This is a genomic window from Streptomyces sp. NPDC053665 (genome assembly GCF_055585285.1).
Map to the genome: position 1 here is coordinate 1,156,042 of NZ_JBVJKK010000001.1, position 25,219 is coordinate 1,181,260.

Consider the following 25,219-nt stretch of genomic DNA (forward strand, 5'->3'; position numbering starts at 1 on the left):
CCCTGATCAGCCCTTCGAGAACATGCCGAGCATGCGGCGGGTCACGGCGAATCCGCCGAAGATGTTGATGCTCGCCAGCAGGATCGCGGCGAACGACAGCACGGTGACGGCGGTGTCCCCCTGCCCGATCTGGAGCAGCGCGCCGACCACGACGATGCCGGAGATGGCGTTGGTGACCGACATCAGCGGTGTGTGCAGCGCGTGGTGCACGTTGCCGATGACGTAGAAGCCGATGACGATCGCCAGGACGAACACCGTGAAGTGGCCGAGGAGTTCGCTCGGGGAGAAGGCCGTCACGAGGAACAGCGCGAGCGCGCCGGCTGCGACGAGGGCGTAGGAGGCCCACGCGGGCCGGGCGGGCTTGGCCGCCGCCTCGGGGGCCGGTGCGGCGGCGTCCTTCGCGGCGGCGGGGGCCGGGGCGGCGGACACCTGCACCGGGGGCGGCGGCCAGGTCTTCTCGCCGTCGCGGACCACGGTCATCGACCGCTGCACCACGTCGTCGAAGTCGAGGACGAGGCGGCCGTCCTTGCCCGGCGTGAGCAGCTTCATCAGGTTGACGAGGTTGGTGCCGTACAGCTGCGAGGCCTGGGCCGGGAGCCTGCCGGGCAGGTCGGTGTAGCCGATGATCGTCACGTCGTTGTCGGTGACGACGGCCTTGCCCGCGACCGTGCCCTCGACGTTGCCGCCCTGGGCGGCGGCCATGTCGACGATGACGCTGCCGGGCTTCATGCGCGCGACGTCCTCGGCGGTGATCAGCCGCGGCGCCGGGCGGCCCGGGATGAGGGCGGTGGTGATGATGATGTCGACGTCGGCGGCCTGCTCGGCGTACAGCTGCGCGGCGAGCCGGTCGTAGTCCTCCGAGGTGGCCTTGGCGTAGCCGTCGGTGCTCACCTCCTGCTCGGTGGAGACGGCGAGGAACTCCCCGCCCAGGGAGCGCACCTGCTCGGCGACCTCGGGCCGGGGGTCGGTGGCGCGGACCACGGCGCCGAGGCTGCGGGCGGCGCCGATGGCGGCGAGGCCGGCGACTCCGGCGCCGGCGACCAGGACCTTGGCGGGCGGCACCTTGCCGGCGGCGGTCACCTGGCCGGTGAAGAACCGGCCGAAGGCGTGCGCGGCCTCGACCACGGCCCGGTAGCCGGCGATGTTCGCCATCGAGCTGAGGACGTCCAGGGACTGGGCGCGCGAGATGCGCGGCACGGCGTCCATGGCGAGCACGGTGACGGGCCGTCGGGCCAGCTCCTCGACGAGCTCGGGGTTGAGCGCGGGGCTGATCAGCGCGACCAGGGTCGCCCCGTCGCGCAGCCGGCCGATCTCCTCGTGGGAGGGGCCGTTGACCTTGAGCACGATCTCCGCCTGCCACGGGTCGCCCAGGCGGGCCCCCGCCTCCTCGTAGGCCGGGTCGGAGAAACGGGACGCGGCTCCCGCTCCCGGTTCGACCACCACGTCGTACCCGAGCGCGACGAGTCTGCCCACGGTGGCCGGTGTGGCCGCCACCCTGGTCTCGCCCGCAGTGGATTCGGCCGGAATGCCGATCCTCTGGGGTTCAGCTTCCGCTGGAACCATCGTCTGCCTCTCCTCGTCTTGGTGCTTGTCCTCCTTGGTGCCCGCATCCTGCACGGTCGACGCGGTATCCGTGGCGGACCACGGTCACATGGCCGGGGAGGCCGTCCTCACACGACCGAGGGGTTGCCGTGAGGTCCGTTCGGCGGTATTGCCGTGGCTCCGGAGGCGCCAGTTGCCCCGTGATGCGGCATGTTTCCGGCGCGCGCAGACTGGACGTGTGACCCATGTGCGCCCGGGGCGCGGGACCGCGTCCCCCTCCCGAACCGTGTCTCAGCAGACTCTGGCGCTGGCGGCGATGATGTTCGCCGTCGCCATGACCTTCATCGACCAGACCATCGTGTCGATCGCGGCTCCGGACATCGTCCGGGAACTGGGCCTGTCGTCCTCCGGGATGCAATGGGTGGTCAACGCCTACCTGCTGGCCCTCGCCGCGTTCTTCGCGCTCGGCGGGCGGCTCGCGGACCTGTACGGGCCGCGCCGGGTCGTCGTCATCGGCACGCTGGTGTTCGTCGTCTCGTCGGTGCTGTGCGGCTGCGTCCCCGCGGGCGGCGCCGCGCAGGCCTGGCTGATCGTCTTCCGGGCCACCCAGGGGCTGGGGGCGGCGCTGCTGTTCCCGGCGGCCCTGGCCGTGGTGGTGGCCGTCTTCCCGGTCGAGCGGCGCGGCCGCGCCCTCGCCCTGTTCTTCGGGGTCACCGGCGCGCTGACCGCCATCGGGCCGCTCCTGGGCGGCTGGCTGACCAACTGGACCTGGCGGGCGGTGTTCTGGGTCAACGTCCCGGTGGCGATCGTGGCGCTGGTGCTGACGGCCCTGGCGCACGTCTCCGACCGGCGGCGCTCCGGCACGCTGGACGTGCCCGGTGCCGTCCTCATCGCCCTCGGGATGGGTCTGAGCGTGCTCGGCTTCCAGCAGGCGTTCTCCTGGGGCTGGGACAGCTGGGCGACCTGGCTGTGCATCGTGGGCGGCCTCGCGGTGCTGGCCGGGTTCGTCCGCTACGAGCGCGGGGTGGAGCATCCGCTGATCGACCTGCGGGTCTTCCGGGACAAGGCGTTCAGCGTGGACGCGCTGGTGCTCTTCTTCGCGATGCTGGCGTTCGTCCCGCTGTTCTTCTTCGCGTCGGTGTACGCGCAGGTGTCGCTGAGCGCCTCGCCGAACCAGGCCGCGCTGTTCCTGCTGTACTTCTTCGTGGGCTTCGCGATCGCCTCCCAATGGGGCGGCCGGATCCTCGACAAGAAGGGCGCGCGGCCGGCGCTGAAACTGGGCGGCGTGGTGGGTGCCGTCGGGTTCGCGCTCTGGGCGGGCGAACTGACCAACCTGACCATGCACGACCAGTGGCTCTACGCGGCGCTGGCCGGGGCGGGTGTCGGCTTCATCCTGGCGCCGGCCTCGACGGACGCCGTGAACCGGGCCATCGGCACCTCCTACGGCGAGGTCACCGGCATCACCCAGACGGTGCGCAACTTCGCGGCCAGCGTGGGCATGGCGGTCTACGGCACGATGCTGACGCACGTCACGACGGACAAGGTGACGGACTCCCTGGAGTCGCAGGGCGTGCCCGCCGGAAGGGCCGGGAGCGTCGCACGGGACGTCACCGAGTCGGTCACGGGCAACGGCGACGCCCGGCCGCCCACCGGTACCGGCCAGGCCGCCGAGGCGACCCGGGACGCGATGTCCGCGATCCGCATGGACTTCGCCGAGGCCAACCAGTGGGTGTTCTACGGCATGGCCGTCGCCCTGGGCATCGCCTTCCTGTGCGCCCTGCGCCACCCGGGCGGCAAGGTGGACGGGCAGGCCCCGGTCGAGGAGCCGGTCGCGGGCCGCACCTGAGGCGCCGCCGGGGCGGGCGCCGCCTCAGGAGGGGTACAACTCGTCGGTGCGTCGCTGGATCTGATCATGGGTCAGGTCCTCGAGGGGCTGGGAGATCATCCACTGGTGCCCGAACGGGTCGGCCAGCCGTCCGCCGCGCTGCCCGTAGTGCTGGTCGGCCACCGGGTGCACGACGCTCGCCCCGGCGCGCAGCATGGCGTCGGCGACGGCGTCGGCGTCGGCGTCGGACACGTCGAGGGCCATGATGACCGGGGTGCCTCCGAGGTCGGGGGGCGCCGGGTCGCCGTCGGCGGCGTCCTTGACGGCGAGGACCGCGTCGCCGAGCCGCAGCAGGGCGTGGACGATCCGGCCCTCGGGGCCGGTGTACCGCTCGATCTCCTCGGCGCCCAGCGCGGTGCGGTAGAAGTCGACGGCCCGGGGCCCGTCGGAGACCACGAGCCGGGCGTGGAGCCGGGTGAGGGCGGGCCTGCCGCCTGCGTGCGTCATGCCCCCACGATGACGGGCGGGCGGCGGCCGCGGATTGTAGAAAACCGCCGCCCCGGCGCACCTCACCCGGGGAGCGGTACGTGGTTGCCCTCACGCGGCGAGCGCGGGGCGTACGCGCCCGGGGTGATGCCGGCGTGCGCGCGGAACTCGTGGATCAGGTGGGCCTGGTCGTGGTAGCCGCAGTCCGCGGCGAGCGCCGCCCAGTCCGGCGGCGGCTGCCCGGCGTTCACCCGTCGCAGCAGCCGCTGGAAGCGCCGCACCCGTGCGTAGCGCTTGGGCGGGACGCCGAGTTCGCCGGCGCAGCGCCGGGCCAGGCGCCGCGGCGTCCAGCCGAGCCGGTCGGCGACCTCGGCGACGGGCACGCCCCGGCCGAACAGCAGCGCGGCGCGGCGGATCGCCGGGTCGGGCGCCGGCGGGGTCCGGGCCCGCTCCAGCAGGACCGTCTCCAGCGTGCGCAGTGCGGCGCGGGGGCCACCGGCGGCCACGGCCTCCAGCAGCCGTTCGCGCAGCACCGCGCCGTCGGCGCCCCACAGGTCGCCGAGCCCGGTCAGTTCGTCGCGCACCTCGCCGACGGGCACGGGCAGGAAGGGGCCCGGTCCCGCGGGACGGAACGCCACCCAGACGACGGCGGCCTGCTGCGCCGGGTCGATCACGGCCGGCCCGGTGAAGGGCCCGAGCACGGCCGCGCCGGGGGTGCTGCGTCGGGCGCCGCGGAGCGGTGTGGAGGTGAGGGCGTCCCGGTCGAGGTTCACCAGCAGCTGGGCCCCGCCCGTGGGCAGAGCCAGTTCGGCGGTGTGCGCGAACCGGGTCGCGGCGTACCCCATCGCCCCGATCAGCGGAGCCAGGGCGGGCGCCGACGGCCGGACCGTGAGGGAGAGCGACGGCTGCGGCGCGGGGCGCATGGGTCCAGCGTACGACGGTGTGCTTTTTGCCCTGATTGTTCCGGTCTCGGGCGGGGCACTCAGGGCGTGTGCAGACACACGAGGGCATACGACCGCGCAGGGTGCTGCTGACCGGGTGGTTCAGTTTCCCCGACGGGGAGGCGACCGCCGGGGACGTCCTGGCCCTACGGCGGGTGGAGGACGTCCTGCGGGGCACGGGCATCCCGTACGACATCGCCTGGAGCCCGGGGTTCCGGCCGGAGGCGCTGCATCTGGACCGGCTGCGGCCCGCCGACTACACGCACCTGGTGTTCGTCTGCGGTCCGCTGCACGGACCGCAGGTGGAGGAGCTGCACCGGCGCTTCGCGCACTGTGTGCGGATCGCGGTGGGCACCTCGGTCATCGACCCCGGCAGCCCGGCGGTGACCGGCTTCCACCGGGTGCTCCCGCGGGACGCGCCGGACCGGGAGCCGGTGGAGGACCTGGCGGCCCGCGCCCCGCAGGTGCCGGCGCGGCCGGTGGTCGGCGTGATCCTCACCCACGGCCAGCACGAGTACGGGGCGCTGCGGCGGCACGGCCAGGTCGCCGAGGAGGTGACGCGCTGGCTGGCCGCGAAGGACTGCGCCCGGCTCGAGCTGGAGACCCGGCTCGACACCCACGACTGGCACCTGAGCGCGACACCCGCCCAACTGCAGTCCGTCCTGGCCCGGCTGGACCTCGTCGTCACCGACCGGCTGCACGGGCTGGTCATCGCCCTGCGGGTCGGCACACCGGTGCTGGCCGTGGACCCGGTGCGGGGCGGCGCCAAACTCGGCGCGCAGGCCCGGGCCTGCGGCTGGCCCGCGCTGGTGCCCGCCGAGGCGCTGGGCGTACGGCAGTTGGACCGCTGGTGGGACTGGTGCCTGACCGGCGGGCGGGTGGCCGCGCGGCAGATCCGGGACGGGTTCCGGGAGGGTGCCGCGCCGGACAGCGCGGACCGGCTCGTCGAGGCGCTGGCCCGGCCCGTACCCGGTTAGTCCCCGGGACTGCCGGGGCACCCGCTGTACGTCCCCCGTCGCACGCCCGCGCCTGCACGTCCCCGCCTGCCCGTCCCCGCGGCACGTTCCCCGGGAGGCGACGGTCCGGCCGTCCGGAAGGAGAAAGCGCGTGTCCATCGGCCGACTTCCCGAGAACGAGCAGCGCATCCTCGACGAGATGGAACGCGTGCTGCGCCGCGACCGCCGCCTGAACCGCCGGATGCGCACCGGCCGGCTGAACCGCCGTCCCGACGCGACCCGGTTCGTCGCCCGCGTCGGCGCCTACCGCCCCCGCGGGTGGACCGTCCTGCTGCTGCTCGCGGTGTCGGTCACCCTCATGGTGGCCGGGATCGTCACCGCCGAGCCGGGCGTGATCTGGGCTTTCGCCGCGCTGTGGCCGCTGACGCTGTTCGCGGCCTTCCGGCTCATGTGCCGCTGGTGCGGCGGCTGACGGACCGCGCCGCACGACCGGGAGGGGCCCGCACCCGGCCGGTGCGGGCTCAGCCCGTGTAGCGGCGGGCCTTGGAGGCGCGCTGGGCGGGTTCCAGCAGGCGCAGCCGGGACTCGACCTCCTGGGGCAGGACCCGGCGCTCGCGCAGCACCCAGGGCAGGGCCGCGGCGGCCTCGGCGAAGGCGCGCAGCGAGGCCGCGTCCCGCGGCACCGTGCGGGCCAGGTGCACCGTCCGGCGCAGGGCGGGGCCGGCCGGGCGGCGCAGCCAGGTGAACCACAGGGTGTTGCGGATGCCGTGGGTGCGGCGCAGGGTCGCGTCGCGCGCCACCGAGGGGTGGTGGTGCACCGTCAGGTGGTCGGCGTACGTCAGCCACCACCCCGCGGCCGCCAGGTCCGCGGCGAGCAGTTCCTCCTCGCCGCCCAGCCACAGTCGCGGGTGGAAGCCGCCCGCGGCGCGGAAGGCGTCGGTGCGCAGCACGGTGGCGGCGGCCAGGAACGAGCCGAGGGCCGGCCCGGGCAGCCAGGGCGGTCCGGTGAGGGGCGAGCGGCGCAGCTCCTCGACGACGGGGTCGTCGACGCCGTCCGGTTCGACGACGATGCGGGCCGTGACCGTGCCGAGGCCCGGGTGCTCGTCGAGCAGGTCGGCGGCTCCGGCCAGGGAGCCGGGCGCCCACCAGGAGTCGTCGTCGCAGAAGGCGACGTAGGGCGTGTCGACCTGGCGGACGGCCAGGTTGCGGCCGACGGCGCCGAGGTTGCGGCCCGGTCGCAGCAGCCGGACCTGCGGGTGGTGGCGCGCCACCGCCTCGGCGGTGCCGTCCGCCGAGCCGTTGTCGGTGACGATCACCGGGGGGCGCTCGGGCAGCCGGGCGAGGTGGTCCAGGGTCCGCAGCAGTTCGCGGCGCCGGTCGTGGGTGATGACGACGACGGTCGTCCGGGGGCGGGTCATGCGGCCTCTTCCAGCAGCCGCGCGGCCCGTTCGACGTGCGGCGGCAGGGGCCGCCGTTCGCGCAGGGCGGCCGGCAGCCGGACGAGCGTGGCGCGCAGGGCCTGCCGGGCGTGCTCGTCGTGGCGGGCCTCGGCGGCCAGGGCGCGGGTGCGGGCGAGCGCGTACGGCACCGGGCGGCGCAGCCAGGCGGTGAGGACCTCGTTGCGCCGCTGGACGACCGGGCGGCCGGTGCGGGGCCCGGTCGCCGGGTGGTGGTGGGCGACGATGTCGGGGCAGTGGGTGACGCCCCAGCCGCGGGCCGCCAGGTCGTAGGCGAGGAGGGTCTCCTCGCCGCCGAAGAACAGCAGCCGGTGGAAGCCGCCCGCGTCGAGGTAGGCGCTGCGCCGGACGACGGAGGCGCAGGCGAGGAAGCCCAGGACCTGGGTGCCGGGCAGGTCGGCGGCCGGGCCGAGGGGCGAGCCGGCCAGGACCTCGTTGAGCGGGTCGGAGTGCGCGGCGGGGCCGACGAGCGTGCGGGCGGCGATCAGGCCGAGCCGCGGGTGCGCGTCCATCAGCCGAGCCGCCCGGAGCAGCGCGCCCGGCGCCCACCAGGAGTCGTCGTCGCTGAAGGCCACGTAGGGGGTGTCCAGGGCCCGGGCGCCGTGAGTGCGGGCGAGGGCCCCGTGGTTGAGCGGCAGGGCCAGCAGGTGCACCTCGGGGAAGTCCCGGGCGAGCATGGTGCGCGTGTCGTCGGTGGAGGCGTTGTCCACCACGAGGATCGGGGGCCGCTCGGGCAGGGCGAGCAGCTGGGCGAGGCTCCCGGCGAGGGCGGCGGAGCGGTTGCGCGTGGCGATGACGATGCCCACCCGGCACGCGTCCGGGTCCTGGAGGTTCACGGGTGCCGGGTTCCCTTCCGCCCGGACCGGATTCCGGGCAGTTCGCCGGCGGCCCGCAGCACCTCGTCGGGGGTGATGCGCAGCAGGGCGGGGTCGGGGCGGCGGCCGTGCGGGTCGCCCTCCGGGCCGTGCCAGAGGGCCAGGTGGCGTGGGTCGGGCGGCGGGCCCCAGCGGCTGGGCGCGACGGGCCCGAACAGGGTGACGGACGGCGTGCCGTGGGCGACCGCGAGGTGGGCGATGCCGGTGTCGCCGCTGATGACGCAGGACGCGTCGGCGACCAGGGCGGACAGCCGGCCGAACGGCAGCCCGCCGCCGAACACGTCCGTGTCGGCGAGGTCCGCCTCCTTGGCGAGCCGCGCCACCAGGTCGCCCTCGTCGGCGCCCCCCGTGACGACGACCCGCAGGCCCCTGGCGCGCAGCCCGGCCGCGACGGCCGCGTAGCGCTCGACGGGCCAGCAGCGGGCGGGCGAGCCGGCGCCGGGATGCAGAAGGGCCGCGCCGGGCGCCGGGGAGGCGGTGCGCGGCGGGGGCAGCCGCAGGTCGCCCGGGTCGGCGTCGACGCCGTACCACCGCAGCAGCCGGCACCAGCGGTAGCGTTCGTGTTCCTCGGCGTACCAGGGGGGTCCGTCGATCTCCGGTGTGTCCGGGTGGGCGAAGGCGAGCAGCTTCGCCGGGTGCAGGTGCGTCAGCAGCCGGTGGCTGAGCGGTCCGTTGCCGTGCAGGTCGACGGCGATGTCCGGGGGCGGGCCGCTCCAGTCGAGCGACGCGGGCACCTCCCGCCCCGGCGCGGACGCGGGCAGCAGCCGGTCCACGGCTCCCGTCGCCCGTGCGACCGGTGCCAGCCCGGCGGGGGCCGCGAGCACCAGTTCGTGGTGCGGGTGGGCCCGGCGCAGGGCCCGCAGGGCGGGGACGCCGGCGAGGAGGTCGCCGAGGCCCAGGGCGCGCAGGACGAGGAGGCGGGGTGGCGTCGGTGCGGCTGCCGGGTCCGGTGTCATGCCAGCAGCCTGCCGTGCGGCCCGGCGATACGCCTGCGCAGGCGGCCGGAGGGCGCCCGAAACCACTATACATGCCGTGTATACACCGCATGTATAGTCCCGGCATGCCTTCACCGACCAAGAAGATTCCGACCGGCAAGATGCAGAACACGGGGGCGGGGTTCCGGACGTTCGGGATGCTCGCGGCGACCGCGGCCCTGGCCGCCGTCCTGAGCGGCTGCTCCAGGTCGGACACCACGGCGCCCAGCGCCGTCCGCGCCCAGGGAGCCGCGGGCACCCGGGCGGCCCGCATCGGCGTCGCGGACTGCCGCGAGGTCAAGTGCATCGCCCTGACCTTCGACGCCGGGCCGAGCGAGCACTCGGCCCGGCTGCTGGACATCCTGAAGGAGAAGCAGGTCCCCGCGACCTTCTTCCTCCTCGGCGAGCGGCACATCGAGAAGTACCCGGAGCTGGTGCGGCGCATGGCCGCCGAGGGCCACGAGGTGGCCAGCCACACCTGGGACCACAAGATACTGACCGAACTGAGCCCCGAGCGGATACGCGAGGAACTGCGCCGCCCCAACGAGGAGATAGAGCGCCTCACCGGCCGGCGCCCGACCCTGATGCGCCCGCCGCAGGGCCGCACGAACGACACCGTGCACGAGATCAGCCGCGAGCTCGGCCTGTCCGAGGTCCTGTGGAGCGTGACGGCGAAGGACTACACCACGACCGACCCGGACCTGATCACCCGTCGCGTCCTGGCCCAGTCGTCCCGGGACGGCATCATCCTGCTCCACGACCTCTACGACGGCACGGTGCCGGCCGTGCCGGGGATCATCGACGCCCTGAAGGAACGCGGCTACGTGTTCGTGACGGTCCCCCACCTGCTGGCCCCGGGGAAGGCGGAGCCGGGCGAGGTGTACCGGTGACGGGCCGCCGGACCGGCGGGCCGGCGCCTGGGCCGACCGGGTGACGGGGGCGCGACCGGCGCGGCGGGCGGCGCGGGTTCCCTACGATCGGGGTGTGGCCAACTTCCTGCTCGAGCGCACGGTCCCGCTCCCCCTCGACGAGGCGTGGCGGCGGATCACGCGATGGGAGCGGCACGGCGAGACCGTGCCGCTGACCGTCGTCCGGGTGGTCCCGCCGGGGCCCACGCGCGAGGGCACGCGTGTCGTGGCCCGCTCGGGCGCCGGTCCGCTCGGCTTCGACGATCCGATGGAGGTCACGGTGTGGGAGCCGCCCGCGGACGGCGGCCCCGGGAGGTGCCGGCTGGTCAAGCGCGGCCGGGTGGTGCTCGGCTGGGCCGAGCTCGAGGTGCGGCCGGGGCCCGGCGGGCGCACGCGGGTGCTGTGGCGCGAGGAGATCAGCGTCCGGTTCGTGCCGGCCCTGTTCGACGGCGTCCTGCGGCGTTCGGCGCGCCGGGTCTTCGGGCGGACCGTGAACCACCTGCTCCGGCTGCCCTGACGGCACCGGCGCGGTCCCCGCCGGGTGTCAGGCCACCGAGCCGATCCGGCCCACCGTGCCCGACTCCGGCGGGTGGTGGATCGGGGTGTGCGCCCCGGTCAGCGGCACGCCGCTCCCGCCGCGCCGCCCGGCGACGATCTCGGCCGCGATCGACAGGGCCGTCTCCTCGGGCGTACGGGCGCCGAGGTCCAGCCCGATCGGCGAGTGCAGGCGGCTCAACTCCAGTTCGGTGACGCCGACTTCCCGCAGGCGCGCGGTGCGGTCCAGGTGGGTGCGCCGGGAGCCCATGGCCCCGACGTACGCCACCGGCAGGCGCAGTGCCCGTTGCAGCAGGGGCACGTCGAACTTGGCGTCGTGGGTCAGGACGCACAGCACCGTGCGGGCGTCGACCTCCGTGTTCTCCAGGTAGCGGTGGGGCCAGTCGACGACGATCTCGTCGGCCTCGGGGAACCGGGTGCGGGTGGCGAAGACGGGGCGGGCGTCGCACACCGTGACGTGGTAGCCGAGGAACCTGCCGACGCGGACCAGGGCGGAGGCGAAGTCGATCGCACCGAACACGATCATGCGCGGGGCGGGGACCGAGGACTCGACCAGGACCGTGAGCGGTGCCCCGCAGCGCGAGCCCTGCTCCCCGATCTCCAGGGTGCCGGTGCGGCCGGCGTCCAGGAAGGCGGCCGCCTCGGCGGCGACCGTGCGGTCCAGTTCCGGATGGGCGCCGAAGCCGCCGGCGGTCGAGCCGTCGGGGCGGACCAGCAGCGCCCGGCCCGTCAGCCCGGCCGGGCCGGAGACGATCCGCGCCACCGCCGCCGCCTCCCCTCCGGCGGCGGCGGTGAGCGCGGCCGCGACCACCGGCCGGACCGGGTCGGCGGCCCGTACCGGGGTGACCAGGACGTCGATGACGCCACCACAGGTCAGGCCCACGGCGAAGGCGTCGTCGTCGCTGTAGCCGAAGCGCTCCAGGACGGTCCCGCCGTCCCGCAGCGCCTGCTCGCACAGTTCGTAGACCGCGCCTTCCACACAGCCCCCGGAGACCGAGCCGATCGCCGTGCCGTCGGTGTCCACCGCGAGCGCGGCGCCGGGCTGGCGGGGCGCGCTGCCGCCGACGGCCACCACGGTGGCCACGGCGAAGTCACGACCCTGCTCGACCCACCGGTTCAGCTCCTCGGCGATGTCCAGCATGTGTCTCGGTCTCCTTCGGGCTGTCGTGTCGGTGCGGGGGCGGGGCGTCAGTGGACGCCGAGCCAGCTCTCGATCGGGTGGAGGGCGAAGTACACGAGGAACACCGCCGTGAGGATCCACATGAAGGCGCCGATCTCGCGCCACTTGCCCTGGGCGGTCTTGATGGCGACGTAGGAGATGACACCCGCGGCGACACCGGTGGTGATGGTGTACGTGAAGGGCATCAGCACCACGGTCAGGAACACCGGGACGGCGGTGGCCCGGTCGGCCCAGTCCACGTGCCGGGCGTTCATCAGCATCATCGCGCCGATGACCACGAGCGCCGCGGAGGCGACCTCCTGGGGCACGATCGCGGTGAGCGGGGTGAAGAACAGGCAGGCCGCGAAGAACAGGCCGGTGACCACGGAGGCGAGACCCGTGCGGGCGCCCTCGCCGACGCCGGTGGCGGACTCGATGAACACCGTCTGGCCGGAGCCGCCCGCGACACCGCCGATCGCGCCGCCGGCGCCGTCGATGAACAGCGCCTTGGACAGGCCCGGCATCCGGCCCTTGGCGTCGGCGAGCTTCGCCTCGGTGCCGACGCCGATGATGGTGGCCATCGCGTCGAAGAACCCGGCCAGCACCAGCGTGAAGACGATCATGCCGACGGTCATCGCGCCGACCTCGCCCCAGCCGCCGAACTCGACGTCGCCGAAGAGCGAGAAGTCGGGCATGGACACGGCGCTGCCGTGCAGTTCGGGAGCGCCGCCCGCCCACTGCTTGGGGTCGACGACCCCGGCGGCGTTCAGGACCGCGGCGACCACCGTGCCGCTGACGATGCCGATCAGGATGGCGCCCGGCACGTTGCGCGCCTGGAGCATGAAGATCAGCAGCAGCGTGCCGGCGAAGAGCAGCACGGGCCAGCCGGCCAGCTCGCCCGCCGGGCCGAGGGTGACCGGGGTGGCCTCACCCTGGTGCACGAAGCCGGACTTGTAGAAACCGATGAGCGCGATGAACAGGCCGATGCCCATGGTGATGCCGTGCTTGAGGGCGAGAGGGATCGCGTTCATGATCATCTCGCGCAGGCCGGTGACCACCAGCAGCATGATGACGACGCCGTACATGACGCACATGCCCATGGCCTGCGGCCAGGTCATCTCGGGTGCGACCTGGGAGGCGAGGACCCCGGAGACGGAGAGGCCGGCGGCGAGGGCGAGGGGCACCTTGCCGATGAAGCCCATCAGCAGGGTGGTCAGCGCCGCGGCGAACGCGGTCGCGGTGATCAGGGCCTGCTGCCCGAGCGTGCCCCCGGCCGCGTCCTTGCCGGACAGGATCAGGGGGTTGAGCAGGAGGATGTACGCCATCGCCATGAAGGTCGTGATGCCGCCGCGCACTTCGCGGGCGACGGTCGACCCTCTGAGGGATATGTGGAAGTACCGGTCGAGCCAGGACCTGCCGGCCGGGACGCGGGTGCCTTCGCCCGCGTCGTCGGCTGTGGTCCTCGGCTCTACTGACTGCTGGGTCATGTGGGCCTACTCCCAAGGTTCAAAGGGGCACCCGCGGCTCGTCGCGACGACGTACGGGATTTGGGAAGGTGCTTCGGCCGCACGACCCGGGGGACGGCCCGAGACGAACGATCAGACGGGTCCCGGGGACCGCGAGCGGTGCGGTTCCCGGATCTCCGGGCGGCGCGGAAGTGTGACGTTCCGGTGCGCCGCCCGGAGAGCTCTCATGCGGTGCCGGTCAGGTGCTCGGGGCGGACCGGCGTCCTGTTCAGCTCCAGCCCGGTCGCGGCGCGGATCGCCGCGAGCACGGCCGGGGTGGACGACAGGGTGGGCGCCTCGCCGATGCCGCGCAGGCCGTACGGGGCGTGCTCGTCGGCGAGTTCGAGGACGTCGACCGGGATGGTCGGCGTGTCGAGGATGGTCGGGATCAGGTAGTCGGTGAAGGACGGGTTCTTGACCTTCGCCGTCTTCGGGTCGACGACGATCTCCTCCATCACCGCCACACCCAGGCCCTGCGTCGTGCCGCCCTGGATCTGGCCGATCACCGACAGCGGGTTGAGGGCCTTGCCGACGTCCTGGGCGCAGGCCAGTTCGATGACCTTGACCAGGCCGAGCTCGGTGTCGACCTCGACGACGGCCCGGTGGGCGGCGAAGGAGTACTGCACGTGCCCGTTGCCCTGCCCGGTGCGCAGGTCGAAGGGCTCGGTCGGCCGGTGCCGCCACTCCGCCTCGATCTCCACGCTCTCGCCCTCCAGCACGTCGACCAGGTCGGCGAGGACCTCGCCGCCGTCGGTGACGACCTTGCCGCCCTCCAGGACCAGTTCGGCCGTCGCCCAGGCCGGGTGGTAGGAGCCGAACTTGCGGCGGCCGATCTCCAGCACCTTCTCGCGGACGAGTTCGCAGGAGTTCTTCACCGCGCCGCCCGTGACGTACGTCTGCCGGGAGGCGGACGTCGAACCGGCGCTGCCCACCTGGGTGTCGGCCGGGTGGATGGTCACCTGGGTGACGCCCAGCTCGGTCCGGGCGATCTGGGCGTGCACGGTGACGCCGCCCTGGCCGACCTCCGCCATGGCGGTGTGCACGGTCGCCACCGGCTCCCCGGCGATGACCTCCATGCGGACCTTGGCGGTGGAGTAGTCGTCGAACCCCTCGGAGAAGCCGACGTTCTTGATGCCGACGGCGTAACCGACACCGCGGACGACGCCCTCGCCGTGCGTGGTGTTGGACAGGCCGCCCGGCAACTGCCGCACGTCGGCGCCCTCGCTGGACTCCCACTGGCGCTCCGGCGGCATCGGCATGGCTTTGACGCGGCGCAGCAGGTCGGCCACCGGGGCCGGGGAGTCGACGGGCTGGCCCGTCGGCATCAGCGTGCCCTGCTCCATGGCGTTGAGCCGGCGGAACTCCACCGGGTCCATGCCGAGTGCCGCGGCCAGCTTGTCCATCTGCGCCTCGTAGGCGAAGCACGCCTGCACCGCGCCGAAGCCGCGCATGGCGCCGCAGGGCGGGTTGTTGGTGTAGAGGGCGATGGCCTCGATGTCCACGTCGTCGACGACGTACGGGCCGGCCGACAGGGAGGAGGCGTTGCCGACGACCGCCGGGGACGCGGAGGCGTAGGCGCCGCCGTCCAGGACGATCCGGCACTTCATGTGGGTGAGCTTGCCGTCCTTGGTGGCCCCGTGCTCGTAGTACAGCTTGGCGGGGTGACGGTGGACGTGCCCGAAGAAGGACTCGAAGCGGTTGTAGACGATCTTGACGGGCTTGCCGGTGCGCAGGGCGAGCAGGCAGGCGTGGATCTGCATCGACAGGTCCTCGCGGCCGCCGAAGGCGCCGCCGACGCCGGACAGCGTCATGCGCACCTTGTCCTCGGGCAGGCCGAGCACGGGCGCCATCTGGCGCAGGTCGCTGTGCAGCCACTGGGTGGCGATGTAGAGGTGGACGCCGCCGTCCTCCTCGGGCACGGCGAGGCCGGACTCGGGGCCGAGGAACGCCTGGTCCTGCATGCCGAAGGTGTACTCGCCCTCGACGATCACGTCGGCCCGTTCCCGGGCGGCCGTGACGTCACCGCGGACGATCGGCTGGCGGTGCACGATGTTGGGGTGCGGGACGTGACCGCTGTGGTGGTCGTCGCGGTTCTCGTGGACGAGGATCGCGTCGGGTGCGGTGGCCGAGGCCTCGTCCGTGACGACGGGCAGCTCCCGGTACTCCACCTTGATCTTCGCGGCGGCGCGGCGCGCGGTCTCCGGGTGGTCGGCGGCGACGAGCGCGACCGGCTCGCCGTGGTGGCGGACCTTGCCGTGGGCGAGGACGGGGGTGTCCTGGATCTCCAGGCCGTAGTTCCTCACCTCGGTGGGCAGGTCGTCGTACGTCAGCACGGCGTACACACCGGGGGTGGCCAGGGCCTCGCCGGTGTCGATCGAGACGATCTCGGCGTGGGCGACCGTGGAGCGCAGGATCTGGCCCCAGAGCATGTCCTCGTGCCACATGTCGGACGAGTACGCGAACTCGCCGGTGACCTTGAGGGTGCCGTCGGGGCGCAGCGTGGACTCGCCGATGCCGCCCTTGGTCGGGGTGCCCTGGGTGATCTTCGTGGGGGTTCCGCTGGGGGATGACACGATCAGACCGCCTCCGACTGCCGGGCGGCCGCCAGGCGGACCGCGTCCATGATCTTCTCGTAGCCGGTGCAGCGGCACAGGTTGCCCGACAGCGCCTCGCGGATGTCCGCGTCGGTCGGGTTGGGGTTGCGCTCCAGCATCTCGTCGGCGGCGACCAGCAGCCCCGGGGTGCAGAAGCCGCACTGGACGGCGCCGGCGTCGATGAACGCCTGCTGGATGGGGGCCAGTTCGCCGCCCTCGCCGGTCTGCGAGTCGGTGCCCCCGGCCTGCCGGCCCTGCGCGTCCTGCACCGAGGTGCCGCAGGCGCCGGAGGCGCAGCCGCCCTCGGCGCGCTGCCTGGCGTGGTCGGCGAGGCCCTCGACGGTGACGACCTCGCGGCCCTCCACCTGCCCGGCGGCGACCAGGCACGAGCACACCGGCACGCCGTCCAGGCGGACCGTGCACGAACCGCACTCGCCCTGCTCGCAGGCGTTCTTCGAGCCCGGCAGGCCGAGCCGCTCCCTCAGCACGTACAGCAGGGACTCGCCCTCCCACACGTCGTCGGCTTCCTGCGGACGGCCGTTGACCGTGAAGTTGACGCGCATCACGCAGCTCCCTCGGTGAGGCGGCGTTCGCCGCGGTAGGACTCCCAGGTCCAGGTCAGCGTGCGGCGGGCCATGACGCCGACCGCGTGGCGGCGGTAGCTCGCGGTGCCCCGGACGTCGTCGATGGGGTTGCAGGCGCCCGAGCACAGGTCCGCGAACTGCTTGGCGACCGACGGAGTGATGATCTTGCCGTTGTCCCAGAAGCCGCCTTCCTCCAGCGCGGCGTTCAGGAACTCCTCGGCGGCCTTGGCCCGAACGGGGGTCGGCGCGGCGGAGCCGATGCCGGTGCGCACGGTCCGGGTGGCCGGGTGCAGCGCGAATCCGAAGGCGCACACGGCGATGACCATGGCGTTGCGGGTGCCGACCTTGGAGAACTGCTGCGGCCCGTCCGCCTTCTTGACGTGCACCGCGCGGATCAGCTCGTCGGGCTCCAGCGCGTTGCGCTTCACACCCTTGTAGAACGCGTCGATCGGGATGAGGCGCGTGCCGCGCACCGACTGGACCTCCACCTCGGCGCCCGCGGCCAGCAGGGCCGGGTGGGCGTCCCCGGCCGGGGACGCGGTGCCGAGGTTGCCGCCGACGCCGCCGCGGTTGCGGATCTGCGGGGAGGCCACGGTGTGCGAGGCGAGGGCGAGACCCGGCAGCTCGGCGCGCAGGTTCTCCATGATCTTCGTGTACGGCACGGAGGCGCCCAGGCGCACGCTCTCCTCGCCGACCTCCCACTCGGAGAGGTCGTCGACGCGGTTCAGGTCGAGGAGGTACTCGGGCCGGCGGTGGTCGAAGTTGATCTCGACCATCACGTCGGTGCCACCCGCAATCGGCACAGCGGTGGGATGCTCGGCCTTCGCGGCGAGCGCCTCCTCCCAGCTGGCGGGGCGAAGGAAGTCCATGACCGGCTCTCTTCTTCGTCTTCTCGTGGGGCGTGCAGATTGAGCCAATCCGTGTGCGGCGGTCCCGGCTCGTTCATGTGCTGTTCACGCGTAGTGGGCTCAGTACACAGGCCCGTGCTCCGACGGGGTCAGTCACGGAAACCATGAAGGAGTTGGCTGGCCACGGCAGGCATCTTGTAGATTCGTATGAACGGAGGCCATCCGAAACCTCCTCGTTCTCCTGTGGAAACGCGCGACACCACCGCGTGACCTGGGACACAACCGGGACACGGTTCCCAGGCGGCGAGCCCTGCTCATCCACCCGCCGAACAGGCGTTCTTCGGAGGCGCCTCTTCTGGATCCACCATAGTTTTCGAGACAAAGAACGGCGGCGACGAGAATGCGGCTGCGCGCACTGCTGGAGACGGACGCGCTGGGCCTCAGGCTGCTCGGCGGCCGGGACGAGCTGGACCGCACGGTGCGGGGCGTGATGACCACCGACCTGCGCGACCCCAGCCGCTACCTCTCGGGCGGCGAACTGGTGCTCACCGGTCTGGCCTGGCGCCGGGACGCCGGTGACTCGGAGCCGTTCGTCCGGCTCCTGGTGCAGGCCGGCGTGACGGCCCTGGCCGCGGGCGAGGCCGAGCTCGGGGACGTGCCGGAGGACCTGGTCGCCGCGTGCGCCCGGCACCGCCTGCCGCTCCTGGCCGTCCACGAGTCGGTGGCCTTCGCGACGATCACCGAGCACGTGGTGCGGCAGGTCTCCGGCGAGCGCGCCGGAGACCTGGCGGCGGTGGTCGACCGCCACCGCAGGATGATGACGTCCGGCCCGGCGGGCGGCGGCCCCGACGTGGTCCTGGACCTGCTGGGCTCCGACCTCGACCTGCGTGCCTGGGTCCTCTCCCCCACCGGCCGCCTGATGGCGGGCTCCAAGACCGCCGGGGCCGCCCTGCCGGCCGAGGTGTGCGCCCGGCTCGCGGGCGAGCACCTCACCGCCACCCGCTCTGGCCGCCGCGGTCCCCACCGGGTCGTCCTCGGTGCCACCACCTACTCCCTGTTCCCCGTGCGGTCCACGGGCCGTCCCCCGCAGCCGGTCCGGGACGCCCGCGAGAGCGCGCTGTCCGACTGGCTGCTGGCCGTCGAGGCGGACGCCGGCGACTGGGCCGAGGAGCGCCTGGACCTGCTGCACGGCGTCACCCAGCTGATCGCCGTCGAGCGGGACCGCCGCGACGCGGCCCGGACCGTCCGCCGCCGCCTCGCCCAGGAGGTGCTGGAGCTGGTGCAGACGGGCGCCGCGCCCGGTGAGATCGCCGCCCGGCTGCGCGTGGCCGCCCCGGTGCTGCTGCCCGGCCTGGGAGCGGCGCCGCACTGGCAGGTGGTGGTGGCCCGGGTCGACTGGGACGGCGAGGAGACCGGGACCGGCCCGGTGGCGCAGGCCCTGCTGGAGGAGATCCTCGCCGACCCCGCGGCGGGCGGCCCGGACCCCTCCGACCGCATCGCCGTCGCCCACACGGGCGAGGAGGCCATCGCCCTGGTCCCCCTCCCGGCCGTCACGGCGGAGCACGACGGGCCGGAGACGGGCGTCCTCGCCGACGCCCTCCTGGAGTCGGTCCGCGACCCGCTGACGGCGGGGCTCGACGGCGACGGCCGGCTCACCCTCGGGGTCAGCGCGGCCGTCCACTCGGCGGAGGGCCTGCGCGGCGCCCTGGAGGAGGCCCGGCACGCCCGCCGGGTGGCCGCCGCGCGGCCGGGCCGGGTCTGTGCGGCGGGCCACCAGGAACTGGCCTCCCACGTCCTGCTGCTCCCCTTCGTCCCCGACGACGTCCGCCGCGCCTTCACCGCCCGCCTCCTGGATCCCCTGCGCGACTACGACCGCCGCCACCGGGCCGAGCTGATCCCCACCCTGGAGGCGTTCCTCGACTGCGACGGCTCCTGGACCCGCTGTGCCACCCGTCTGCACCTGCACGTCAACACGCTGCGCTACCGCGTCGGCCGGATCGAGCAGTTGACGGGTCGTGACCTTTCCCGGCTGGAGGACAAGCTCGACTTCTTCCTGGCACTGCGGATGAGCTGAGACAAGGGCGCGCACGGCCCGGGCCCCGGGCCCGCGCCGCGTCCCACGACTTTGTGAAATCCTTCACCCGCCCTCTTGGCCCGGCCCGCCGATTCGTGCTGAGATGCCGCCACCACTCAACAGCTCGATGGCGTGCTCGGGGAGGGCAACGTGGCGCATACCGCCATGTCTGGTAACGGAACGACCGCCGGTGACGATCCCCTCCAGACCGCGGTATGGCGGCTGCGCTCGCGCGGGTGCTGGGCCGACGCGGCCGCACTGCTGCCGCCGGCCACCCCGGGGGCGGCGCTGCAGCGCGCGGCGCTGCTGGTCGAACGGTGCCTGTACACCGAGCAGGGCTGGGAGGACGCCGAGGACGCGCTGCGCACGGCCGAGGCGCTGGCCCACGGCGACGAGGAGCGGGGCGCGGCCGCTTGTGAACGCGGGTACTTGGCCTACGCGGCGACGGTGCTCGCGGTGCGCGACCGGGCCGACGAGGCCCGTGCCGCGCTCGGCCGGGCCGCGGCGCTGGTGCCTCCGGGGGCCCCGCAGCGGGCCCTGCTCGACTTCCGCCGCGGGCTGGTGGCGGAGAACCTGACCAGCTCGCCCCAGGCCGCACGCGCCGCCTACCGCCGCGCCCACGCCGGGGCGACGGCCCTGGCCGACCCGCTGCTGCTGTCGTTCACCTGGCGCCACATGGCCGGACTGGCCCTGCGCGAGGGTGAGTTGGCGGAGGCCCGGCACGGCTTCGCGGAGTCGCTGCGGATCCGTGAGGAACTGGGCTACCTGGTGGGCACGGCCCCCGCGCTGGTGTCCCTGGCCGAGACCGAGACCGAGCCGGAGGCGTCGCGTCTGCGGGAGGAGGCCCGCCGCCTGTTCCGCCTGCTCGGCGGCGTCCCCACCTGGCTGGCCCGCCACCTGACGCCGTTGCCTCCGGCGGCGACGGCCTGACAGGCCCGACACCGCCCTCGGGGCGCGGCCCCCGCGGGCACCGGGCCCTGACCGGCCGGCCGGCACCACCGCAGGGTGCCCGCCGAGAGGACCCGTCATCCCGTGCCGGGCGCGGGACCCGGCAGCCCGCGGACGAGGCCCGCCATCCCCTGCCGGGCGCGGGACCCGGCAGCCCGCCGAGAAGACCCGTCATCCCGTGCCGGCGGCCCCCGAGAAGTGCTCACTCGCCAGCGCCCGCACGACCTCCAGGTCCCGGGCGATCAGCGCGTCCAGCAGCGCCGTGTGCTCGTGCGCGTCCGCCACCAGGTCGGCCCGGCCCCGCATCCCCGGCCCGCCCCCGACCAGCGGCCACTGCGCCCTGCGGTGCAGGTCCTCCGCGATCTGGACGAGCTGGCGGTTGCCGGCGAGGGACAGCACCGCCCGGTGGAACCCCCGGTCGGACTCCGCGTACGTCGCCCGGCAGCCCGAGGACGCCGCCCGGACCGTCGCCTCGGCGAGGGGACGCAGCTCCGCCCAGCGCTCGGCGGGGACGGTGCGTGCCAGGCGCAGCAGCACCGGCACCTCGATCAGCGCCCGCACCTCGGCCAGCTCCGCCAGTTCCCGGGCCCCGCGCTCGACCACCCGGAAACCGCGGTTGGGCACGACCTCCACGGCGCCTTCCAGGGCCAGCTGCTGCATGGCCTCGCGCACGGGTGTGGCGGAGACCCCGAACCGCTCCCCCAGCACGGGCGCCGAGTACACCTCACCGGGCCGCAGGTCCCCGGCCACCAGCGCGGCACGCAGCGCGTCGAGGATCTGCCCGCGCACCGAGGTCCGCTGCACGACCGGCCGCTCCCGCGCAGCCTCCGGGGCGGGCGGCTCACTGTGCGTGTGCTCACCGCGCACCGTCCCGGCCTGGCGCGGCACCCGGGCCTCCCCGGCCTCGGCGGCCGGTCGCGTCCGGGGCAGTCCGGTCCCGGGAGAGCCCTGCGTGCCCTGCTTCACAAGGTCCTCCTCGGGACGTGTCGGTGACGTATCGGTACTTGGGGTCATTACGGCGGGTTGTCACTCAGCCGTCAAGCACCATAAGTGCATCGGCCGCTCGTTCCCTTCCACGGTTCCCTTTCCCGCGATCTTCGGTAAGGTAAGGCTTACCTTCAGGAAGCCTGTTCGACCCAGACGGATCGGTGATCACATGCCCGCGCCCCGCTCGGCCGTCTCCGGCGCCTACGCCCGTCTGGCCGACGTCCTCCCGGGGCTCGCGGTCACGGAGCTCGCGCCCGGGGACGCGCTGCCACGGGGCGCCGGCTGGGCCGCCGCAGCCGACCTCGCGGCGGCCGGCCCCGCGCTCGACGCGTTCCTGGCCTGGGACGAGGACCAGATCCAGCGGGACTACGGACAGCGCGCCCGCCCCGACGTCGTCGCGAGCTTCGGTCTGCACCGCTACGCCTGGCCCGCCTGCCTGCTGATCACCGTCCCCTGGTTCCTCGAGCGCAGGGTCCCCTCCTACCCCGTGACGCACGTCGCGTACGACCGCACCGCCGCGGGCCACCCCCTCGGGCACCTGGCCGTCCGCCCCGCGGGCTTCGCCTGCCTGCCCGGCGACGAGGCGGCCGTCCTGCCCGGGGCCCGTGTCGTGCCCGACGAGGAGGCGCTGCGCGCGGAGGTGCGCTCGGCCGTGGCCGCGCACATGGAACCGGTCCTGGCCGGGTTCGGACCCCGGATGCGGCGCCGCGGCCGGGCCCTGTGGGGCATGGCGACGGACGAGATCGTCGAGGGCGTCTGGTACGTCGCGCAGCAGCTCGGCGAGATCGAGGAGCGGCGGGCGATGCGCGAGCTGGAGATGCTGCTGCCCGGCGCGGTCAAGCCGTACGTCGGCACACCGGCCTTCCGGGAGCTGACCGGGCCGGGCGGCGAGCCCCTGCGCACCCGGGAGCGGGCGAGCTGCTGCATGTTCTACACCCTGCGCCCGGAGGACACCTGCGCCACCTGCCCCCGCACCTGCGAGGCGGACCGGGTCGGCAAGCTGCTGGCCACAGCGGGGTGACACGGCGCCGGGCGGGATCACCCCCCGGCGACCCGTAAGATCATCACCACACCGGCCCCCCGCATGCCTCCAGGCGGATCACCGTCTCCTCACGCGTGGCGGGAACTTTCCGGAGAACCACTCGTACGGGTAGTCTTGTTCGAACTCAACTCCCGCCCCTCAAGCGGCAGTTCGAGCAGAACGCCGCCCTGGGCATCCCCTTGCACTTCCTTGGCGGCCTCTTGCCCCGAAACCCCCTGAGGGCTGACGGGATTGGGCCACTATGGCGGGCGTTACGCCCTATCCCACTGCAAGGGACCCCCGAATGAGACTGACCGACATATCGCTGAACTGGCTGCTTCCCGGCGCCGTGCTCCTGCTGGGCATGCTGGCGGCGGTGGCGGTGCTCGCGCGCGGCAAGCGCTCCTCGGTCAAGGACACGAGCGCGGACGACTCCTGGGAGCGCAGCGAGGAGCGCCGCAGGCGCAAGGAAGCGGTCTACGGCACCGTTTCCTACGTCCTGCTCTTCTGCTGCGCGGCCGTCGCCGCCGCGCTCTCCTTCCACGGCCTGGTCGGCTTCGGCGAGCAGAACCTCGGCCTGACGGGCGGCTGGCAGTACCTCGTCCCGTTCGGCCTGGACGGCGCGGCGATGTTCTGCTCGGTGCTGGCAGTGCGCGAGGCCAGCCACGGTGACGCCGCGCTCGGCTCCCGGATACTGGTCTGGACGTTCGCGTTCGCCGCTGCCTGGTTCAACTGGGTGCACGCCCCCCGGGGCGTCGGCCACGCGGGCGCCCCGCACTTCTTCGCCGGCATGTCGCTGTCCGCCGCCGTCCTCTTCGACCGCGCGCTGAAGCAGACCCGCCGCGCCGCCCTGCGCGAGCAGGGCCTGGTGCCGCGCCCGCTGCCGCAGATCCGCATCGTGCGCTGGCTGCGCGCTCCCCGGGAGACGTACGGCGCCTGGTCGCTGATGCTGCTGGAAGGCGTGCGCAGCCTCGACGAGGCGGTGGACGAGGTCCGTGACGACAAGCGCAAGAAGGACGAGGCCCGTCAGCGGCGGCGCGACCAGCAGCGCGTGGAGCGCGCGCAGTTGAAGGCGATCAGCCGCGGCAACCGCGGGCACTTCGGCCGCGGTGGCGGCCGGCAGGTGGAGGTGCAGGTGGAGCGCGCCTCCTCGCAGGCCTCCGCGGAGCCTGCCATAGCGCCGGATCCCCTGCCCGTCCGCTCGCGTCCCTCCCTGCAGCCGGTCCGCCAGGGGACTGACCCGGTGACTGTCGACCTGACGGCGGAGGACGACACGCAGGCGCTGCCGCGTCTGGACTCCCTGGAGCGCAAGCTCAAGGACCTGGAGCAGCAGTTCGGCTGACGCAGCGGCACCGAAAAGGGGGCGCGGTCCGGGGGGGACCGCGCCCCCTTCGGCGTTCACGCCGCGCGGGCCTGGAGCTCGAACCAGACCGACTTGCCCACCTCGTGCGGCCGTACCCCCCAGTCGTCCGCGAGGGACTCCACCAGGAACAGGCCGCGCCCGCCTGTGCCCTCGTCGGGGACCGGTGTGCGCACCCGGGGCCTGCGGGCCACGAAGTCCCGCACCTCCACGCGCAGTCCGCGGGGTCCGACGGTGGCCGTGAGGACCGCGTCGTGGTCGGTGTGGACGATCGCGTTGGTGACGAGTTCGCTGGTGAGCAGTTCCGCGATGTCGGGGAGGTCGGAGCGTCCGGGCGGCCTGCCCCAGCGTCCGAGCAGTTCCCGCAGGGCCCTGCGGGCTTCCGGGACGGCCCGCAGGTCCGCCCGCCCGAGTCTGCGGCGCAGTTGCGGCTCCGCCTCCCGCTCCGCGACCTCGTCCGCCCTGTCCCCCGCCGTGTCCACCGAGAAGGCCCCCGTCGCCGTGGGACCGCCTCCCCGTGCCTGCCTCTCCATGGCCCCCGCCCGCGCGCCGATGTCGGTTCCCCCTTGCTCGAACACGTTCACGGGGATCCATGCCCCACCGGGCACGCGCCAGTCATGCCCGCTCGCCGACGGCCGGGTGTTCGGCCACGGGAACGGGCACCCGGGCCCGGTGGCGGCCCGCCGCGTGGTACACCGGCCGGGGGCAGGGGGTCAAGGGGGTGGCCGGTCAGGGTCTCCGTACGGTTGCTGACCGCCGGAGATCGGACGACGAGCCGTGTGTCGGCTGTCGCCGGACGCGTGCGCGGGGACGGGAGGAGAGGACCGGCCCGCGTAGGGGGCGCTCGCCGGAAGTTGGCCGAAGTACGACGGTTTCCGTCGCCGCGTGCGGCCGGTGCGGGGCCGTCCTCCTCACCCCCGTGGCGGAGGACGGCCCTTGCGCCGGTGGCCGCCCGGTCAGTAGAGCTTGTTGACGGCGGTGGTCGTCGTCTTCTTGAAGGCGCTCACCGGGGCGTCGCCGAAGTCGCCCATCTGACCCCACTGCACGACGGTGACGGTCCTGCCGTCACGTCCCACCGACATCAGCGAGACGTCGTTGGCACCCCACGAGGTCTCGGTGTGCAGACCCCGCACCTGGGCGCCCTCCTCGACCGCCAGCTTGCCGTAGTAGCGGCCCTCAGCCTCGGTGTCGGGGTAGGCCTGCTCGATGCGCTCGCCACAGGTGCGGATCAGGTCGTCGTAGTGCTTCGCCAGCGCCTTGGCCAGGGTGGCCGTGTCCGCCACGACGGTCAGCTGCACGGCACTGGTGTCCAGGTCGGTCCGGAACTCGCGGTACCGGTAGTCGTAGGACGGCACGCCCTCCGTGCTGACGCAGGTGCCGAGTCCCTCCGGGAACCCTTCGGTGACCGGGCCGGCCGTCCAGGTGGAGCTCGGGTGCGGCGGCAGCTGGGACGCCGACAGGAACTTCGGTGCAACGGCCTTCGTCGCGGCACCGGCGGCCGGTGCCGTGAGGACCGTGCCCGCCGCGAGGGCCGCGACGGTGAGTGGGGTGAGCGCGCTTGCTCGGATGTGCCTGGGCATGGGTGTTCCCCCGTGGATGTGTACGTGGATGGTCGGTGCC

At 74.0% G+C, this 25,219-nt stretch carries 23 protein-coding genes; 9 read left to right on the plus strand and 14 right to left on the minus strand.

Annotation, left to right across the window (positions count from 1 at the left end; genetic code table 11):
- Positions 1-6: 6 nt before the first annotated feature.
- Complete coding sequence (locus ACZ6ZN_RS04965) at positions 7-1,563, minus strand: Re/Si-specific NAD(P)(+) transhydrogenase subunit alpha (RefSeq protein WP_451879603.1); 1,557 nt, start codon at positions 1,561-1,563, stop codon at positions 7-9.
- Between the two features lie 295 nt (positions 1,564-1,858).
- On the opposite strand from ACZ6ZN_RS04965, the gene ACZ6ZN_RS04970 reads away from it, so the two are divergent.
- Complete coding sequence (locus ACZ6ZN_RS04970) at positions 1,859-3,388, plus strand: MFS transporter (protein WP_469643961.1); 1,530 nt, start codon at positions 1,859-1,861, stop codon at positions 3,386-3,388.
- A 24-nt stretch (positions 3,389-3,412) separates the two neighbouring features.
- On the opposite strand, the gene ACZ6ZN_RS04975 is transcribed toward ACZ6ZN_RS04970, so the two are convergent.
- The gene (locus ACZ6ZN_RS04975; protein ID WP_469643110.1) at positions 3,413-3,874 is read right to left on the minus strand and encodes a VOC family protein; all 462 of its coding nucleotides are present in this window, start codon (positions 3,872-3,874) and stop codon (positions 3,413-3,415) included.
- A 62-nt stretch (positions 3,875-3,936) separates the two neighbouring features.
- A complete protein-coding gene (locus ACZ6ZN_RS04980; protein ID WP_469643112.1) occupies positions 3,937-4,776 on the minus strand; it encodes a helix-turn-helix domain-containing protein in 840 nt (279 codons plus the stop codon).
- Positions 4,777-4,844: 68 nt separating this feature from the next.
- Between ACZ6ZN_RS04980 and ACZ6ZN_RS04985 the strand changes: the two genes are divergently transcribed.
- Together ACZ6ZN_RS04985 and ACZ6ZN_RS04990 are read left to right on the plus strand one after the other, a co-directional pair.
- A complete protein-coding gene (locus tag ACZ6ZN_RS04985; protein WP_398109597.1) occupies positions 4,845-5,771 on the plus strand; it encodes a polysaccharide pyruvyl transferase family protein in 927 nt (308 codons plus the stop codon).
- Between the two features lie 130 nt (positions 5,772-5,901).
- Positions 5,902-6,222, plus strand: coding sequence for a DUF3040 domain-containing protein (locus tag ACZ6ZN_RS04990; RefSeq protein ID WP_451879600.1), 321 nt, complete (start codon positions 5,902-5,904; stop codon positions 6,220-6,222).
- A gap of 49 nt (positions 6,223-6,271) precedes the next feature.
- Here ACZ6ZN_RS04990 and ACZ6ZN_RS04995 read toward each other — a convergent pair whose 3' ends face one another.
- The 3 genes from ACZ6ZN_RS04995 to ACZ6ZN_RS05005 are packed head-to-tail and all read right to left on the minus strand — an operon-like array spanning position 6,272 to position 9,038.
- A complete protein-coding gene (locus ACZ6ZN_RS04995) occupies positions 6,272-7,168 on the minus strand; it encodes a glycosyltransferase family 2 protein (RefSeq protein ID WP_469643114.1) in 897 nt (298 codons plus the stop codon).
- On the minus strand, positions 7,165-8,043 hold the full coding sequence (locus ACZ6ZN_RS05000; RefSeq protein ID WP_451877897.1) for a glycosyltransferase family 2 protein: 879 nt from the start codon (positions 8,041-8,043) through the stop codon (positions 7,165-7,167). Before ACZ6ZN_RS05000 ends, ACZ6ZN_RS04995 begins: the two co-directional genes overlap by 4 nt.
- Complete coding sequence (locus ACZ6ZN_RS05005) at positions 8,040-9,038, minus strand: glycosyltransferase family 9 protein (RefSeq protein ID WP_469643116.1); 999 nt, start codon at positions 9,036-9,038, stop codon at positions 8,040-8,042. The genes ACZ6ZN_RS05000 and ACZ6ZN_RS05005 overlap by 4 nt, the downstream gene beginning before the upstream one ends.
- Before the next feature lie 140 nt (positions 9,039-9,178).
- Here ACZ6ZN_RS05005 and ACZ6ZN_RS05010 point away from each other — a divergent pair, with 140 nt between their 5' ends.
- Together ACZ6ZN_RS05010 and ACZ6ZN_RS05015 are read left to right on the plus strand one after the other, a co-directional pair.
- On the plus strand, positions 9,179-9,946 hold the full coding sequence (locus ACZ6ZN_RS05010) for a polysaccharide deacetylase family protein (RefSeq protein WP_469643964.1): 768 nt from the start codon (positions 9,179-9,181) through the stop codon (positions 9,944-9,946).
- Between the two features lie 94 nt (positions 9,947-10,040).
- Entirely contained in the window at positions 10,041-10,481 is a 441-nt protein-coding gene (locus tag ACZ6ZN_RS05015; protein WP_451877895.1) for an SRPBCC family protein, read from the plus strand.
- Positions 10,482-10,508: 27 nt separating this feature from the next.
- Here the strand turns inward: ACZ6ZN_RS05015 and ACZ6ZN_RS05020 are convergent, their stop codons facing one another.
- The 5 genes from ACZ6ZN_RS05020 to ACZ6ZN_RS05040 all read right to left on the minus strand — a co-directional run bounded on the left by ACZ6ZN_RS05020 (position 10,509) and on the right by ACZ6ZN_RS05040 (position 17,230).
- Positions 10,509-11,660: an XdhC family protein gene (locus tag ACZ6ZN_RS05020; RefSeq protein ID WP_469643118.1), complete on the minus strand. Its 1,152-nt coding sequence runs from the start codon at positions 11,658-11,660 to the stop codon at positions 10,509-10,511.
- 47 nt (positions 11,661-11,707) lie between these two features.
- Positions 11,708-13,165 (minus strand): NCS2 family permease, encoded by a 1,458-nt coding sequence (locus tag ACZ6ZN_RS05025; protein ID WP_469643120.1) that lies wholly within the window; start codon positions 13,163-13,165, stop codon positions 11,708-11,710.
- 203 nt (positions 13,166-13,368) lie between these two features.
- On the minus strand, positions 13,369-15,756 hold the full coding sequence (locus ACZ6ZN_RS05030) for a xanthine dehydrogenase family protein molybdopterin-binding subunit (RefSeq protein WP_451877893.1): 2,388 nt from the start codon (positions 15,754-15,756) through the stop codon (positions 13,369-13,371).
- Positions 15,757-15,758: 2 nt separating this feature from the next.
- Positions 15,759-16,340 carry a (2Fe-2S)-binding protein gene (locus tag ACZ6ZN_RS05035; RefSeq protein ID WP_469643123.1) on the minus strand — a complete coding sequence of 194 codons (582 nt, stop codon included), beginning with the start codon at positions 16,338-16,340 and terminating at the stop codon, positions 15,759-15,761.
- Positions 16,340-17,230, minus strand: a complete 891-nt coding sequence (locus tag ACZ6ZN_RS05040; protein ID WP_469643125.1) for an FAD binding domain-containing protein — start codon at positions 17,228-17,230, stop codon at positions 16,340-16,342. Before ACZ6ZN_RS05040 ends, ACZ6ZN_RS05035 begins: the two co-directional genes overlap by 1 nt.
- Positions 17,231-17,609: 379 nt before the next feature.
- Between ACZ6ZN_RS05040 and ACZ6ZN_RS05045 the strand changes: the two genes are divergently transcribed.
- Complete coding sequence (locus ACZ6ZN_RS05045) at positions 17,610-19,283, plus strand: PucR family transcriptional regulator (RefSeq protein WP_469643127.1); 1,674 nt, start codon at positions 17,610-17,612, stop codon at positions 19,281-19,283.
- Between the two features lie 165 nt (positions 19,284-19,448).
- A complete protein-coding gene (locus tag ACZ6ZN_RS05050; RefSeq protein ID WP_398109609.1) occupies positions 19,449-20,213 on the plus strand; it encodes a hypothetical protein in 765 nt (254 codons plus the stop codon).
- 189 nt (positions 20,214-20,402) lie between these two features.
- Here the strand turns inward: ACZ6ZN_RS05050 and ACZ6ZN_RS05055 are convergent, their stop codons facing one another.
- Positions 20,403-21,197 (minus strand): GntR family transcriptional regulator, encoded by a 795-nt coding sequence (locus ACZ6ZN_RS05055; RefSeq protein ID WP_469643129.1) that lies wholly within the window; start codon positions 21,195-21,197, stop codon positions 20,403-20,405.
- A 190-nt stretch (positions 21,198-21,387) separates the two neighbouring features.
- On the opposite strand from ACZ6ZN_RS05055, the gene ACZ6ZN_RS05060 reads away from it, so the two are divergent.
- Together ACZ6ZN_RS05060 and ACZ6ZN_RS05065 are read left to right on the plus strand one after the other, a co-directional pair.
- Entirely contained in the window at positions 21,388-22,239 is an 852-nt protein-coding gene (locus ACZ6ZN_RS05060) for a (2Fe-2S)-binding protein (protein WP_451877889.1), read from the plus strand.
- A 304-nt stretch (positions 22,240-22,543) separates the two neighbouring features.
- Positions 22,544-23,581, plus strand: a complete 1,038-nt coding sequence (locus tag ACZ6ZN_RS05065; protein WP_398109612.1) for a DUF2637 domain-containing protein — start codon at positions 22,544-22,546, stop codon at positions 23,579-23,581.
- Between the two features lie 56 nt (positions 23,582-23,637).
- Here the strand turns inward: ACZ6ZN_RS05065 and ACZ6ZN_RS05070 are convergent, their stop codons facing one another.
- Together ACZ6ZN_RS05070 and ACZ6ZN_RS05075 are read right to left on the minus strand one after the other, a co-directional pair.
- Positions 23,638-24,132 carry an ATP-binding protein gene (locus tag ACZ6ZN_RS05070; RefSeq protein ID WP_469643966.1) on the minus strand — a complete coding sequence of 165 codons (495 nt, stop codon included), beginning with the start codon at positions 24,130-24,132 and terminating at the stop codon, positions 23,638-23,640.
- 423 nt (positions 24,133-24,555) lie between these two features.
- The gene (locus ACZ6ZN_RS05075) at positions 24,556-25,179 is read right to left on the minus strand and encodes a hypothetical protein (protein WP_469643131.1); all 624 of its coding nucleotides are present in this window, start codon (positions 25,177-25,179) and stop codon (positions 24,556-24,558) included.
- Between the last annotated feature and the right edge of the window lie 40 nt (positions 25,180-25,219).